Source organism: Hydrogenophaga pseudoflava (assembly GCF_031020795.1).
GTDB classification, from domain to species: Bacteria; Pseudomonadota; Gammaproteobacteria; order Burkholderiales; family Burkholderiaceae_C; genus Hydrogenophaga; species Hydrogenophaga pseudoflava_A.
In genome coordinates, this window is the sequence record NZ_JAVHJP010000001.1 from 79,848 (window position 1) to 95,569 (window position 15,722).

A 15,722-nucleotide genomic window follows, 5' to 3' on the forward strand; every position below is an offset into this window, starting at 1 on the left:
TGCCGATACATAGGGTTAATCCCAGCCCTATGGCGCAAACAAGTACATATCCGACCGATTTGCGTACAAACCGCGGGTCAGAAGGTGCCCAGAATCCGCTCCACGGTTTCAGACACCGTTGAACCCAAAACACCTCCCATCCACCTCAGGAGACAAGCTGTGAATTTCCGACTTGCCACCGTGTGCGCCGCCGGCCTGCTGGCCGCCGCGGGCGCCCACGCCGCCACCGAACTCGTGATCGCGACCGTGAACAACGGCCACATGATCGAGATGCAGAAGCTCTCGAAGAACTTCGAGGCCGCCAACCCCGACATCAAGCTCAAGTGGGTCACGCTGGAAGAAGGCGTGCTGCGCCAGCGCGTGACGACCGACATCGCCACCAAGGGCGGCCAGTTCGACATCATGACCATCGGCATGTACGAAGCGCCGATCTGGGGCAAGAAGGGCTGGCTCACCGAGCTCAAGACCGACGCCGCCTACGACGTGAACGACCTGCTGCCCGCCGTGCGCGGCGGCCTGACGGTGGACGGCAAGCTGTTCGCCGCGCCGTTCTACGGCGAGTCGTCCATGCTGATGTACCGCAAGGACCTGGCCGACAAGGCCGGCATCAAGGTCGCGGACAATCCGACCTGGCCCCAGATCGCCGACCTGGCCAAGAAGATCCACAACCCGCCCAACACCTACGGCATCTGCCTGCGCGGCAAGCCGGGCTGGGGCGACAACATGGCCTTTCTGTCCACCCTGGTGAACACGCACGGCGGCCAGTGGTTCGACATGAGCTGGAAGCCCCAGCTGGAGAGCAAGCCCTGGAAGGACGCCATCGGCTTCTACGTCGACCTGCTGAAGAACTACGGCCCGCCCGGCTCGTCGAACAACAGCTTCAACGAAATCCTGGCGCTGACCAACTCGGGCAAGTGCGGCATGTGGATCGACGCCACCATCGCCGCCTCGTTCGTGAGCGACCCCAAGCAGTCCAAGGTCGCCGACCAGATGGCCTTCGCCCAGGCCCCCACCGCCGTGACGCCCAAGGGCGCGAACTGGCTGTGGTCCTGGAACCTGGCCATCCCCGCCGGTTCGAAGAAGGTCGACGCCGCCCAGAAGTTCGTGACCTGGGCGACCAGCAAGGAGTACATCCAGCTGGTGGCCAAGACCAACGGCTGGGCCAACGTGCCGACCGGCACCCGCAAGTCGACCTACGCCTCGCCGGAGTTCCAGAAGGCCGCCCGCTTCGCCGCGGCGGAGCTCAAGGCCATCGAATCGGCCAACCCGACCGACTCGACCCTGCCCAAGAGCCCGTACGTCGGCGTGCAGTTCGCCGCCATTCCGGAGTTCCAGTCCATCGGTATCGCCGTGGGCCAGCAGATGAGCGCGGCGCTCGCCGGCAAGACCAGCATCGACGACGCCCTGAAGGCCTCGCAGGTCGCCGCCGACCGCGAAATGAAGAAGGCCGGCTACTACAAGTAAGCCGCCGCAGGCCCCGACCGGCCTGACCGCCCCCTCTCCCGCCCGCGGGAGAGGGGCTTTCCCCTCTCACGCCCATGGCCATGAACCGCCCCACATCGCGCACCCTGCCGCGTCTGCTGCTGACGCCCGCGGTGGCCACGCTCTTCCTGTGGATGATCGTGCCGCTGGTGATGACGCTCTATTTCTCCGTCATCCGCTACAACCTGATGCAACCCGACCAGAGCGGCTTCGTCGGGCTGGAGAACTTCGAATACTTCGTGACCGATCCCTCGTTCACGACCTCGGTGATCAACACCATCCTGCTGCTGGGCAGCGTCATCCTCATCACCGTGATCCTGGGCGTGGCCATCGCCCTGCTGATCAACGAGCCCTTCGCCGGCCGCGGCATCGTGCGCGTGCTGCTGATCTCGCCCTTCTTCGTCATGCCCACGGTCAACGCGCTGATGTGGAAGAACATGATGATGAACCCCATCTACGGCGTGCTGGCCCAGGTCTGGGCCTTCTTCGGCGCCGCCCCGGTGGACTGGCTCACCGACCATCCGCTGTTCTCGGTGATCGTGATGGTGTCCTGGCAGTGGCTGCCTTTTGCCACGCTGATCTTCATGACCGCGCTGCAGAGCATGGACCGCGAGCAGCTGGAGGCCGCGCGCATGGACGGCGCCACCTACGGCCAGCAGCTGCGCTACCTCTACATCCCGCACCTGGGCCGCTCGGTGGCCGTGGTCGTGATGATCGAGCTGATCTTTTTGCTCTCGGTCTTCGCCGAGATCTACACCACCACCGGCGGTGGCCCGGGCGACGCCAGCACCAACGTGGCCTTCCTGATCTTCAAGCAGGCACTGCTGAACTTCGACGCCGGTGTGGCCTCGGCGGGTGCCCTGTTCGCCGTGCTGCTGGCCAACATCGCCGCGATCTTCCTGATCCGCATGGTTGGGAAAAATTTGGACAAGTGAGATCGAGATGGCACGTCAATCCACCTTCACCCCCGCCTACGCGGTGCGCACCGTGGCCGCCTGGGCCGTGGCCCTGCTGCTGTTCTTCCCCCTGGGCTGGCTGCTGCTGACCGCGTTCAAGACCGAGCTGCAGGCCATCGCGGTGCCGCCCGAGCTGTTCTTCTCGCCCACGCTGGAGAACTTCCACGAGGTGCAGGAGCGCTCGGACTACCTGCACTACGCCTGGAACTCGGTGGTCACCAGCGTGGTGTCCACGCTGGTCGGCCTGGCGATTGCCGCGCCCGCCGCCTACGCCATGGCCTTCCACAAGGGCCAGCGCGACAAGGACATCCTGATGTGGATGCTGTCGACCAAGATGATGCCCGCCGTCGGCGCCCTGGTGCCCATCTACGTCATGGCGCAGAAGAGCCAGCTGCTGGACACGCAGTTGGGCCTGATCATCGTGTTCACGCTGTCCAACCTGCCCATCATGGTCTGGATGCTGTACTCGTCCTTCAAGGAGATCCCGCACGAGATCCTGGAGGCCGCGCGCATGGACGGCGCCACGCTCTGGCAGGAGGCCACCAAGGTGCTGCTGCCGCTGGGCATGGGCGGCCTGGCCTCCACCGGCCTGCTGTGCCTGGTGCTCAGCTGGAACGAGGCCTTCTGGAGCCTGAACCTCAGCTCGGCCAAGGCCGGCACCCTGGCCACGCTGATCGCCAGCTACTCCAGCCCCGAAGGCCTGTTCTGGGCCAAGCTGTCCGCGGCCTCGCTCATGGCCATCGCGCCCATCGTCGTGTTCGGCTGGTTCAGCCAGAAGCAACTCGTTCAGGGCCTCACGTTCGGTGCGGTCAAGTAATCACACACAAGAGACATCCCATGGCCTATCTCCAACTCCAAGGCATCGAGAAGTTCTTCGGTGACCACCGCGCCATCAAAGGCATCGACCTGTCCATCGAGAAGGGCGAGTTCATCGTCTTCGTCGGGCCCTCGGGCTGCGGCAAGTCCACACTGCTGCGCCTCATCGCCGGGCTCGAACACATCGACGGCGGTTCGCTGGTGCTCGACGGCAAGGACATCACCCACGCGCCCTCGTCCAAGCGCGACCTGGCGATGGTGTTCCAGAGCTACGCGCTGTACCCGCACATGAGCGTGTACGAAAACATGTGCTTCGCGCTCAAGCTGGCCAAGGTCGACCCGAAGGTCATCGACGAGAAGGTGCAGAACGCGGCGCGCATCCTCAACCTCACCCAGTACCTTCAGCGCACGCCCAAGGAGCTCTCGGGCGGCCAGCGCCAGCGCGTGGCCATCGGCCGCGCCATCGTGCGTTCGCCCAAGGTGTTCCTGTTCGACGAGCCGCTGTCCAACCTGGACGCCGCGCTGCGCGGCCAGACCCGGGTGGAGATCGCCAAGCTGCACCGAGACCTGGGCGCCACCACCATCTACGTGACGCACGATCAGGTCGAGGCCATGACGCTGGCCGACAAGGTCGTCGTGCTGCGCGACGGCATCATCGAGCAGGTGGGCACGCCGCTGGAGCTGTACGACCGGCCCGCCAACCAGTTCGTGGCGCAGTTCATCGGCACGCCGCAGATGAACGTGGTGCCGCTGCAGCAGGTGCCCGCCGTGGTAGCCCAGCAGGCGCCGGCCGGTGCCGTGGGTGGCGCCATCGGCCTGCGGCCGGAGAACGTGAGCGTGCGCAGCACCGGCAGCACGCCGGTGAGCGGCCAGGTCGACCTGGTCGAAGCCCTGGGCGCCGAGACCCTGATCTACGTGAGCACGCCCAACGGTGCGCAGTTCGTGGCGCGCCAGAACGAGCGCACCGGCCTGCACGCCGGCGATGCCGTCAGCCTGGACATCGACGCCTCGCAGGCCCACTGGTTCGACACCGCCGGCCGCGTGGTCGCCGCCCGCGCCGCCTGACGCCATGAGCCCATCGCTTCCCTTGCAAGGCAAGACCGCCGCCGTCACCGGCGCGGCCTCGGGCATCGGTTTCGCCAGCGCGAAGGCCATGGCCGATGCCGGCGCTCGCGTGCTGCTGATCGACCGCGACGCCGTCGCGCTGGCCAAGGCCTGCGCCGCCATCGGCGACAACGCCCTGCCGCTGGTGCTGGACCTGCTGGACCCGGCGCAGTGCAACAGCCTGCTGGACCGCACGCTGACACTGACCGGCCAGCTGGACATCTTCCACGCCAACGCGGGCCTCTACGTCGGTGGCGACCTGCTGGACACCACGCCCGAGGCCATCGACCGCATGCTGAACCTCAACGTGAACGTGGTGATGAAGAACGTGCACAACGTGCTGCCGCACATGATCGGCCGCGGCACGGGCGACATCCTCGTCACCAGCTCGCTGGCCGCGCACTTCCCCACCCCCTGGGAGCCGGTCTACGCCTCGTCCAAGTGGGCCATCGACTGCTTCGTGCAGACCGTGCGGCGGCAGATGTTCAAGCACGGCATCCGCGTGGGTTCGGTCTCGCCCGGCCCGGTCATCACCTCGCTGCTGTCCGACTGGCCGGCCGAAAAACTCGCCGAGGCCAAGGCCAGCGGCAGCCTGATCGAAGCCGCCGAGGTGGCCGAGGTGCTGCTGTTCATGCTGACCCGACCGCGCGGCATGACCATCCGCGACGTCGTGCTCATGCCCACGAACTTCGATCTCTGACACGCCTACTTCTCACCGACGCACCATGAATTTCATCCTGCATCTGGGCCTGGGCTCGTTCCACCGCGCCCACCAGGCCGTCTACATCCACCAGCTGCACCAGCAGGGCGATCGGCGCTGGGCCATCGCCGGCGGCAACCTGCGCCCCGACATGGCCGACACGATTGCGGCCCTGCAGGCACAGGGCGGCCGCTACACGCTGGAGACCGTCACGCCCCAGGGCGAGCGCAGCTACACGGTCATCGAGTCGATCCAGCGTGTGATCCCGTACCAGGACGACCTGGCCCCGCTGATCGCCACCGGCGCCGACCCGGCCACCCGCATCATCAGCTTCACGGTCACCGAGGCCGGCTACTACCTCGACGCGGACAACCGGCTCGACTGGGCCACCTTCCCCGACCTGCGCGCCGACCTGGAAGCCGTCAAGGCCGGCCATGCCGGCCACACCATCTACGGCGGTCTGGTGAGCATCCTGCGGGCGCGCATGAAGGCCGGCGCCGGCCCGGTGACGCTGATGAACTGTGACAACCTGCGCCACAACGGCGAGCGTTCGCGCGGTGGCCTGCTGCAGTTCATCGGCGCGCTGGGCGACAGCGCGCTGCGCGCCTGGGTGGAGGCGAACACCACCAGCCCCAACGCCATGGTCGACCGCATCACGCCGCGCCCCACGCCCGACGTGGCCGAGCGCGTGAAGGCCGCCACCGGCTGGGACGACCGGGCCGCCCTCATGGGCGAGAGCTTCATCCAGTGGGTGATCGAGGACAACTTCATCGCCGGCCGCCCCGAGTGGGAGAAGGTTGGTGTCGAGATGGTGAACTCGGTGCAGGCTCATGAGGAGGCCAAGATCCGCCTGCTCAACGCCACCCACAGCTGCATCGCCTGGGCCGGCACACTGGCGGGCTACCTCTACATCCACGAAGGCACGCTGGACCCGGAGATCCGGCAGATGGCCTACGACTACGTGACCGACGACGCGATCCCGGTGCTTCATTCACCGCAGAAGCCCTGCCCGATCGACCTGCCCAGGTACCGCGACGTGGTGCTCGACCGCTTCGGCAACCCGGCCATCGCCGACACCAACCAGCGCGTGGCGATGGATGCGTTCTCCAAGATCCCCGGCATGATCGCGCCCACCATCCGCGACCAGCTCGCGCGCGGCGGCAGCTTCGACAGCGTGGCCCTGCTGCCCGCGCTGTTCCTGGCCTACCTGCAGCGCTGGCACGCCGGCCAGATCCCCTACACCTACCAGGACCAGGCCATGGACCCGGCCGCGGCGCATGCCATCTGCGAGGCCGCCGACCCGGTGGCGGCCTATGCCGCCGACACCACGCTCTGGGGCGAGATGGCCGGCCGGCCTGAATTGGTCGCGACCCTGCGCAAGGCCTTTGCCCGCGTGCAGGCGTTCGTGAAGGAGCGCGCCGGAGCCTGAACCGGTGTACCTTAGGTGCCACCGCCGCCGGAGCCCGCCATGACCGTGAAAGTGCCCACCGCCCCACGCCAGCTCAAGCCCGAGCTGGAACACGAGTTCGTGCGCTCGCCCGACCTGGGCTACGAGCTGTCCTCCGACGTCGGCTTCGTGCGCTGTCTCTCCCACGGCTTCCCGACGCCACTGGCGCGCTGGCACTACCACGACGAGTACGAGCTGCACCTGATCACCAGCACCAGCGGCAAGGTGTTCGTGGGCGACTGGATCGGCCCCTTCCAGGCCGGCCAGCTGGTGCTCACCGGCCCGCGCCTGCCGCACAACTGGGTCACGATGGACATGCCCGAAGGCGGCGTGGCGCAGCGCGACCTGGTGATCCAGTTCACCCACGAACCCCTGACCCGCGCCGCCGAAACCATTCCAGAACTGCGCGAGGTGCTGCCCCTGCTGGAACGCGCCAAACACGGCATCGAGTTCTTCGGGATGTCCGAAGCGGCCGAGCGGCACTGGCACCGCGTGAAGAATGCGCGCGGCTTGCGGCGGCTCACCGCCTTCTGCGATTTCATGGCCGACCTCACGGCCTGCACCGACTACCGGCTGCTCTCCAGCGTGCAGCTGCAGAGCGACGACGACGACGCCTCGATCGACCAGATCCACGCCGTTGTCAGCCGCATCACAGACCACCTGGCCGACGACCACTCGGCCGGCGCGCTGGCGGCCGAGCTGGGCATGAGCGAGAGCCGCTTCAGCCGCTTTTTCCGCAAGGCCACCGGCAACACCTTCACCGACTTCGTCAACCGCGTGCGCATCAGCCGCGCCTGCCAGCTGCTGATGGACACCGACCAGCAGGTCACCCACATCTGCTACGAGGTCGGCTTCAACAACGTGGCCAACTTCAACCGGCGCTTTCTGGAAATCAAGGGCATGACGCCCACCGAGTTCCGGCGCCAGAGCCTCACGCGCTTCAAGGGCGCGGCGTGACCGGGCAGGTGCGGCCCTGGGTGCTGTCCAGATAGGGCATCAGGCCCGGCCCCATCGAGGTCAGGATCTGCACCGGCAGGCCGGACGTGAAGCGGTAGCGCGCGGCGTCCGGTCCCACCACATAGGCGGTGAGGCTGCCGAAGTAGCGCGGCCCGAGATGGAACACGAAGGTGGCGGTGCGGTTGAGCGACAGCGCGGCGCGCCCGCGCACCACCACGCGGTTGTCGCCGGTGCCGGTCTTGCCGCCCGGTGACAGGTCTTCGCCGCCCTCGGTCTTGAAGCTGCCGGAGAGGCGGCGCGCGGTGCCCCGCTCCACCACCTCGGACAGGGCCTTGCGCAGCGCCCGCGCCACCTCGGGCGCCATGACGCGCTCGCCCTGCGCCGCGCTGCGGCCCAGCGCCGTCTCCCACGGTGTGCCCGCAGCCAGGTGCAGACCGGTGATGTGGCGGGTGGGCAGGCGCACCCCGTCGTTGACGATGACGCCCATCAGCTCGGCCAGGGCCGCGGGCCGGTCGCCCGAACTGCCCAGCGCCGTGGCCAGCGAAGGCACGAGGTGGCCGAAGGGATAGCCCAGGCGGGACCAGCGGCTGTGGATCTCGAGAAAGGCCTCCACTTCCAGCAGGGTGTGGATGCGGGTGTCCTGCGCGCTTTTGACGCGGGTGCGGAACAGCCAGCCGTAAACCGCCTGTCGCTCGTCGGCGCTGTCCTCCAGCGCCTGCGACAGGCTGGCGCCGGGGTGTTGCAGGCGGAAGGCCACCAGCCAGAGTTCGAGCGGGTGCACGCCGGCCACGTAGCCGCGGTCGGGCAGGTCCAGCGCGTCCAGTGCAAAGCGCTCATGCAGTCGCTCCACGCGTGCGGCATCGGGCGCCTTCTCCCCTAGGCGCTCGCGCAGGAACACGCCCAGCACCTCGGCGCTGGCGCCGGGCTCCAGGTAGCGGAACACCGCAGCCAGCCGCTCGGGGGTGGGGCGCAGCCCGTCCAGCAGCAGGGCGCGCAGCTCGGCGGGGTTGCGCTGTTCGGCCTTGCGCCAGAAGCGGCGCAGAAAGGTCTGTCCCTCGCGGTCGGCAAAGCGCGCCAGATAAGCGCTGCGGCGCGGGTCCTGGCCGTCTTCCAGCAGGCGCGCGGTGCTGCCCGGCACCTGGTACATGGTGTGGCGCACCACCTCACGCATCAGCCGCACGAACGGCAGGTTGATCGAGGCCTGCATGGCCTCGCGCACCGTCGGCGTGCGGCCGTTGTCGTCGGCGTTGAAGTTGTTGAAGCTGTGCAGCCCGCCGCCGGTGAAGAAGCGCTCGCCCGGATCGGCCGAGAACCGGCGCTCCAGCGCCGCCTCCAGCATGGCGTCCAGGCTGCGATCGGGGTGGGTGCTCAGGTGCTGTACCGCCCAGCGGGTGAGCGAGTCCTGCCGGTCGAAGGCAATGCGGCCCAGGGTCTTGGGGTCCTGCGGCGCCAGGCGGGCGTGCAGTTCGGCCACCAGCTCCAGATAGGTGGCGAGCACCCGCAGTTTGGCGGTGGAGCCCAGTTCGAGCTTGCTGCCCTCGTTGATGTCCAGCGGCTGGTTGGTGGTGTCGGTCTGCACGCGCACCTCGTTGCCTTCGGGCGTGCGTTCAAGCAGGGTGAAGCTGTAGCGCACCGCGCCCAGCATGCCGGGTTGCAGCAGGCGCTCGCCGATCAGGCCCTGGCTGCGCGCGAACTCAGGATCGCCCAGGCGGCCGAGGTAGGCACCGACGGCATCCTGGAGCCCCGCGTTCAGGGTGGAGTCCAGACGGGCGTCGAACCGGTCGAGGTCGTAGAGCGAGGTGCCCAGCCATCCCGCCACGCGGCCGCGCGCCGCGGTGGTGCCCTTGCCCGGGCTGGCGGGCAGCTTCGGCGGCTGGCGGACCATGTCGCGGAACACCAGCCGCTGCCGCAGGGCGGCGTCGCGCCAGCCGGTGTCGATGATGCCTTCGGTCGCCAGCAGGCGCAGGTAGGCGTCGGTGATCTGGTCGAGGTCGTCACGCCCTTCGGCGAGGTACCAGGACGGGCGGCGGTGAGCCACCATCAGCGCCACCACCTGCCGCAGCACCTGGGCCCGCTCGGCCGGGTCGGCGGCCAGGCCCTGGGCGGGCGTCAGCAGCGCCCGCGCCCGCGCCAGATCGGTGCCGAACCACACCCACAGACCGTCGCCCAGCCCGTGCACCTCGCCATGGCGCGGCGCAGCCGACAGCGGCACTGTGTTCAGATAGTCCAGCAGGATCTGGCGACGCACCGGCAGCGTGTCGGCACCTCGCCGGTAGGCGCGCACCGAGGCAGAGGCCATCTGGCGCAGCTTCTCGCGCGCATCGTGGGTGATGCCGTCGGGCGAATGGCGGTACTTCTCGATCTGGGTGGCCAGCGTGCTGCCGCCGGGCGTGTCGAACCCGGGGTCGATGCGGCTGCCCAACTGGCCCAGCACGGCGCGCGTGAAGCGCACCCAGTCCACCGCCGGGTTCATCTGCGGCCGGTCGGGATCGAGCAGGTCGCGGTTCTCGATAAACATCAGGGCCTGGGTCACCACCTGGGGCACCTGCTCGAAGCGCTCGAAGGTCCGGTAGGGGTAGCGGAAGCTGTAGACCGGCGCGCGGTGACAGTCCAGCACGGTCAGGCCCGCCCTGCTCTTTTCTTCGTAGGGCGCGTACAGGCCACGGTCCAGGTGGGCCCGCAGCTCGGCGCTCTGCCGGGCCTGTTCGGTGACCACGAATCCGCGCGGTGCCAGCCGGCTCACGATGTCCGGAATGGCGGTGTAGCCCATGCGCTGGTCGAAGGGGCCGTGGGTCGGGAAGCGCGGCGCGTCGCCCGCACCCGGGGCCGTCTGGTGGCCGAGTCCGGCGGCGTAGCGGCTCAGGTAGTGGGCCTGCAGGCGGGAGGTCCCGGCTTCGTACACCAGCAACCCGCCCATGCCCGCCCCGGCCAGCAGCAGCGTCCCGCCGAGCAGCACCGCACGCCGGGACGGACGCCACCCACGCCCCGCACCGGCGGTGGCGGCACTGTGCTCTTCGGTCAATGAGGGTTCCATCTGCTGCATCGCAACAATTGTGGGCCATCAGCCCAGCCACCGGAACGACCCAGAGGGATGGCACATTCGGTTACCTGCCATTCACCTCGGGCGCATACGCCGACCGGATAATTCTGGTCCATGTCTTTGCGTCTCTCGCGCCGTCTCCTGCTGGGCCTGGCCCTCGCCGCCCCCGCCCCACTGCTGCTGACCGTGCCAGCGGCCCACGCCTCCACGTTCGACCTGCCCCCCATCGACAGGATCGTCCACTACCAGCCGAAACTGCCCCTGCAGGTGTTCACCGCCGACGGCGTGGAGCTGGCCCAGTTCGGTGCCGAACGGCGTGAATACGTGCCTCTGTCCAGGACCCCCAAGCTGCTGCAGGACGCGGTGCTGGCGGTCGAGGATGCCCGCTTTCGCGAACACTCCGGCGTCGATCCCAAGGGCATGGCCCGCGCCGCGCTGGCCCTGATCACCGGCGGCCGCAAGCAGGGAGCCAGCACCATCACTCAGCAGCTGGTGCGCACCATGCTGCTCACGCGCGAACTCACCGTGGAACGCAAGGCCAAGGAAATCCTGCTGGCCTTCAAGGTCGAAGAGGCGCTGTCCAAGGACCGCATCCTGGAGATCTACCTCAACGAGATCTTCCTGGGCCAGCGGGCCTATGGTTTTGCCGCCGCCGCGATGACCTACTTCGGCAAGCCCATGGACCAGCTCACCGTGGCCGAAACCGCCATGCTCGCCGGCCTGCCGCAGAACCCGTACTACGCCAACCCGGTGGCCAACATGGAACGTGCCACGGCGCGCCAGCGCGTCGTGCTGCAGCGCATGCACGCGGTCGGCGTGATCAACGATGCCCAGCTGGCCGCGGCGCGCGCCGAGAAGATCACCCTGCGCTCGCCCAGCCAGCGCGATGTGGACGCGGCCCATGTGGCCGAAATGGCGCGGCGGGTGGTGTTCGAGCGCTTCGGAGAAGCCGCCTATTCGCGCGGCATCCGTGTCACCACCTCGCTGCGCGCGGCCGACCAGCGCGCGGCCTACGCCGCGGTGCAGCGCGGGGTGCTCGCGCAGGACCGCCGCAACCCCTGGCGGGGGCCCGAGGCACGCGAAGACCTGCCGGCCGCGGACGATGCCGAGCTGGAACGCGCCGCCGCCGAGGCGCTCAAGGACCACCGCGACGACGACACGCTGCGCGCCGCCATTGTGCTGAGCGCCTCCACCAAGGAAGTGCGCGTTCAGCTCGCCACCGGCGAACAGGTGCGCATCAAGGGTGAAGGGCTGCGCTGGGCCCAGGCCGGCCTCTCGCCCAAGGCCAAGGACGTACTGCGCATTCAGCGGGGCTCGGTGCTGCGCGTGGTCGGCAGTGGCAAGGAGTGGTCGATCACGCAGTGGCCCGAGGCCGAAGCCGCGCTGGTCGCGCTGGACACGCGCACCGGCCGCGTGCGGGCACTGGTCGGCGGCTTCGACTTCGCTCGCCAGCCCTTCAACCACGTCACCCAGGGCTGGCGCCAGCCCGGCTCCACCATCAAACCCCTGCTGTATTCGGCCGCACTGGAAGAGCGGGTCATGCCCTCGACCCTCGTCGACGACGGCCCCTTCACCGCGCCCAACGGCTGGTCACCCGGCAACAGCGGCAGCGCCACCGGCGAGCCGCTGACGGTGCGCAACGCACTGGCGAAATCAAGCAACCTCGTGAGCGTGCGTGTGCTGCAACACACCGGCACGCAGCGCGCGCGCGACTGGCTGGGGCGGTTCGGTCTCGACGTCGCCAAACAGCCCGACAACCTCACGCTGGCGCTGGGCACCGGGCAGGTCACGCCGCTGCAGATGGCACGCGCCTACGCCACGCTGGCGAACGGTGGCTGGTCGGTCGAACCGGTGGTGATCGAGAAGATCGCCGATGCCCAGGGCAAGGTGCTGTTCGAGGCGCCCGCGGCGCCCGTGCTGACCGAAGAAAGCCGGTCGATTCCGGCGCGCAACGCCTATGTGATGAGCAGCCTGCTCAACGACGTGACACGTGTCGGCACCGCCGCCCGGGCGCAGGCCCGGCTCAAGCGCAGCGACATCTACGGCAAGACCGGCACCACCAACGACGTGCTCGACGCCTGGTTCGCCGGCTACCACCCGAGCGTGGCCGCCGTGGTCTGGCTGGGGCACGACCAGCCCCGCAGTCTGGGCGACCACGAGTCGGGCGGCCGGCTGGCGTTGCCGATCTGGACCGACTACATGGCCGCGGCACTCAAGGGTGTGCCGGTGGCCGCTGCGGGCGAAGCCCCGGCCGGCCTGACCCGAGTGGACGACGACTGGCTCTACGCCGAATGGGCCAATGGTGGCGCCGTGGCCACCATCCAGGACGCGGCGGGTGCGCAGTACGCCGGACCGCCGACGATCCTCGATGCGATCCGGGAGCTGTTCAAGAACTGAACGCGGGCGGCGTCAGCCTGCGCAAATGCGGGCCTTCGCCTCGGCGTACTCGCGCCGGAAGCGCGCCACCAGATCGGCCGCCGGCACCACCTCGCGGATGGCGCCAATGCCCTGGCCACAGCCCCAGATGTCCTTCCAGGCCTTGGCCGCGTTGGCGCCTTCGCCGGTGCTGAAGTTCATCTTGCTCGGGTCGCTGACCGGCAGGTTGTCCGGGTCCATCCCGGCGTTGCGGATGCTGCCCTTGAGGTAGTTGCCGTGCACGCCGGTGTAGAAGTTGCTGTAGACGATGTCGTCCGAGTTGCACTCGGTGATCATCTGCTTGTAACCCTCTACAGCGCGTGCCTCGTCGGTGGCGATGAAGGCCGAACCGATGTACGCGAAGTCGGCGCCCATGGCCTGCGCCGCCAGGATGGCGCCCCCCGAGGCGATGGAGCCCGACAGCGCCACCGGGCCATCGAACCACTCGCGGATCTCCTGGACCATGGCGAAGGGGCTCTTGACGCTGGCGTGGCCCCCGGCACCGGCCGCCACCGGGATCAGGCCGTCGGCCCCCTTTTCGATCGCCTTGCGGGCAAACACGTTGTTGATGACGTCGTGCATCACCACGCCACCCCAGCCGTGCACCGCCTGGTTCACGTCTTCGCGCGCCCCCAGGCTGGTGATGATGATGGGCACCTTGTACTTGGCGCACAGCTGCAGGTCGTGCTCCAGCCGGTCGTTGCTCTTGTGCACGATCTGGTTGATGGCGAACGGCGCCGCCTTCTGGTCCGGGTTCGCCTTGTCGTGCGCGGCCAACGCCTCGGTGATCTCGGCCAGCCACTCGTCCAGCTGCGAGGCCGGGCGCGCATTGAGCGCGGGCATGGAACCCACCACCCCCGCCTTGCACTGGGCGATGACCAGTTTGGGGTTGCTGATGATGAACAGCGGCGAACCGATCACCGGGAACGGCAGGTTCTGCAGCACCGGGGGCAGGTGGCGTTGGCGTTGGGTCATGTCGTCTCCAGTCTGGTCGGTGTCGGAAATCAGAAGGCTTCGGCGGGCAGCGCGGTCACAGCCTCGGCACCTTCGACGATGGCGTCGCGCACGCCCGGGGCGCGGCTGAGCAGGTGGTCGGCGTAGAAGCGGGCGGTCGTGATCTTGGCCTGCATGAAGGGCACGTCCTGTCCCTTGGCGGACAGGTCTTCGGCCACCAGCAATGCGCGCGCCAGTTGCCAGCCCGCCATCAGGTTGCCGGCCAGCATCAGATAGGGCACGCTGCCGGCAAACGCAGCGTTCGGGTTGCTCCTGGTGTTGGCGGCGATGAAGTCCACCACGTCGATGAAGGCCTGGCGCGCAGCCGCCAGGCGCTTGGCGACGGCGAGCGCGTTGGCGCTGCCACGGGCCTTGAGTTCGGCCTCGGTCTTCTCGATCTGCGCCGCGATGGCTTTTGCCGAGGTGCCGCCGTCGCGCGCGGTCTTGCGACCCACCAGGTCGTTGGCCTGGATCGCGGTCGTGCCTTCGTAGATGGTCAGGATCTTGGCGTCGCGGTAGTACTGCGCCGCACCGGTCTCTTCGATGAAGCCCATGCCGCCGTGCACCTGCACGCCCAGCGAAGTGACCTCCAGGCTCATCTCGGTGCTGTAGCCCTTGACCAGCGGCACCAAGAATTCGTAGAAGGTGGCGTTCTGCTTGCGCACCTCGGCGTCCGGATGGTGGTGGGCGGCGTCGTAGGCCGCCGCGGCCACACTGGCCATGGCGCGGCAGCCTTCGGTGGCGGCGCGCATGGTCATGAGCATGCGCTTGACGTCGGCGTGGTGGATGATGGGCGCGGCCGTGGTGAAGCTGCCGTCCACCGGGCGGCTCTGCACGCGGTCCTTGGCGTACTGCACCGCCTTCTGGTATGCCCGCTCGGAGACGCTGATGCCCTGCACGCCCACGGCGTAGCGGGCGGCGTTCATCATGATGAACATGTACTCGAGGCCCCGGTTTTCTTCGCCGACCAGGTAGCCGATGGCGCCGCCGTGGTCTCCGTACTGCAGCACGGCGGTGGGCGAGGCCTTGATGCCCATCTTGTGCTCGATGGACACACAGTGCACGTCGTTGCGCGCGCCCAGAGAGCCGTCGGCGTTCACCAGAAACTTGGGCACCACGAAGAGGCTGATGCCCTTGACACCCTCGGGCGCGCCGGTCACGCGGGCCAGCACCAAGTGGACGATGTTCTCGGCCATATCGTGTTCACCGTAGGTGATGAAGATCTTGGTGCCGAACACCTTGTAGGTGCCGTCGGGCTGCGGCTCGGCGCGGCTGCGCACGGCGGCCAGGTCGGAGCCGGCCTGCGGCTCGGTCAGGTTCATGGTGCCGGTCCACTGGCCGCTGACCAGTTTCTCCAGGTAGGTCTCCTTGAGCTGGTCGGAGCCGGCCGTCAGCAGCGCTTCGATGGCGCCGTCGGTCAGCAGCGGGCACAGCGCAAAGCTCATGTTGGCGCTGTTGAGGATTTCGCCGCACGCCGCGCCGATGGTCTTGGGCAGGCCCTGGCCGCCGAAGTCCACCGGATGCTGCAGGCCCTGCCATCCGCCTTCGGCGTACTGCCTGAAAGCCTCCTTGAAGCCGGGCGTGGTGGTGACGTTGCCGTCCTTGAAGAACGACGGGTTTTTGTCGCCCTCCCAGTTCAGCGGCGCGATCACGCCTTCGTTGAGCTTGGCGCACTCCTCCAGCACGGCCTGCGCGGTTTCCAGACCGGCGTCTTCAAAACCGGGCAACTGCGCCACCTGGTCGATGCGCGCCAGGTGCTCGATGTTGAACAGCATGTCCTTGAGGGGGGCGGTGTAGCTCATCTTGGGTCTC

11 protein-coding genes are annotated in these 15,722 nt (G+C 68.3%); 8 read left to right on the top strand and 3 right to left on the bottom strand.

Features of this window, described 5'->3' with window-relative positions; genetic code table 11:
* Nucleotides 1-261: 261 nt before the first annotated feature.
* The 7 genes from RCO38_RS00390 to RCO38_RS00420 all read left to right on the top strand — a co-directional run bounded on the left by RCO38_RS00390 (nt 262) and on the right by RCO38_RS00420 (nt 7,462).
* The gene (locus RCO38_RS00390) at nt 262-1,464 is read left to right on the top strand and encodes an ABC transporter substrate-binding protein (RefSeq protein WP_308327297.1); all 1,203 of its coding nucleotides are present in this window, start codon (nt 262-264) and stop codon (nt 1,462-1,464) included.
* An 80-nt stretch (nt 1,465-1,544) separates the two neighbouring features.
* Nucleotides 1,545-2,417: a carbohydrate ABC transporter permease gene (locus RCO38_RS00395; RefSeq protein WP_308326294.1), complete on the top strand. Its 873-nt coding sequence runs from the start codon at nt 1,545-1,547 to the stop codon at nt 2,415-2,417.
* 7 nt (nt 2,418-2,424) lie between these two features.
* Complete coding sequence (locus RCO38_RS00400) at nt 2,425-3,255, top strand: carbohydrate ABC transporter permease (protein WP_308326295.1); 831 nt, start codon at nt 2,425-2,427, stop codon at nt 3,253-3,255.
* A 20-nt stretch (nt 3,256-3,275) separates the two neighbouring features.
* Nucleotides 3,276-4,319: an ABC transporter ATP-binding protein gene (locus RCO38_RS00405; RefSeq protein ID WP_308326296.1), complete on the top strand. Its 1,044-nt coding sequence runs from the start codon at nt 3,276-3,278 to the stop codon at nt 4,317-4,319.
* Between the two features lie 4 nt (nt 4,320-4,323).
* Nucleotides 4,324-5,058 (top strand): SDR family oxidoreductase, encoded by a 735-nt coding sequence (locus RCO38_RS00410; RefSeq protein ID WP_308326297.1) that lies wholly within the window; start codon nt 4,324-4,326, stop codon nt 5,056-5,058.
* Nucleotides 5,059-5,083: 25 nt separating this feature from the next.
* Nucleotides 5,084-6,487, top strand: coding sequence for a D-arabinitol 4-dehydrogenase (gene dalD / locus RCO38_RS00415; RefSeq protein WP_308326298.1), 1,404 nt, complete (start codon nt 5,084-5,086; stop codon nt 6,485-6,487).
* 39 nt (nt 6,488-6,526) lie between these two features.
* Nucleotides 6,527-7,462 (top strand): AraC family transcriptional regulator, encoded by a 936-nt coding sequence (locus RCO38_RS00420; RefSeq protein ID WP_308326299.1) that lies wholly within the window; start codon nt 6,527-6,529, stop codon nt 7,460-7,462.
* On the opposite strand, the gene RCO38_RS00425 is transcribed toward RCO38_RS00420, so the two are convergent.
* A complete protein-coding gene (locus RCO38_RS00425; RefSeq protein WP_308326300.1) occupies nt 7,446-10,505 on the bottom strand; it encodes a transglycosylase domain-containing protein in 3,060 nt (1,019 codons plus the stop codon). The genes RCO38_RS00420 and RCO38_RS00425 overlap by 17 nt on opposite strands.
* 111 nt (nt 10,506-10,616) lie before the next feature.
* Here RCO38_RS00425 and RCO38_RS00430 point away from each other — a divergent pair, with 111 nt between their 5' ends.
* Complete coding sequence (locus RCO38_RS00430; protein ID WP_308326301.1) at nt 10,617-12,899, top strand: penicillin-binding protein 1A; 2,283 nt, start codon at nt 10,617-10,619, stop codon at nt 12,897-12,899.
* Between the two features lie 12 nt (nt 12,900-12,911).
* Here RCO38_RS00430 and RCO38_RS00435 read toward each other — a convergent pair whose 3' ends face one another.
* Both RCO38_RS00435 and RCO38_RS00440 read right to left on the bottom strand, forming a co-directional pair.
* Entirely contained in the window at nt 12,912-13,892 is a 981-nt protein-coding gene (locus RCO38_RS00435) for an NAD(P)H-dependent flavin oxidoreductase (RefSeq protein ID WP_308326303.1), read from the bottom strand.
* Nucleotides 13,893-13,921: 29 nt separating this feature from the next.
* A complete protein-coding gene (locus RCO38_RS00440; RefSeq protein WP_308326304.1) occupies nt 13,922-15,712 on the bottom strand; it encodes an acyl-CoA dehydrogenase in 1,791 nt (596 codons plus the stop codon).
* Nucleotides 15,713-15,722: the final 10 nt, after the last annotated feature.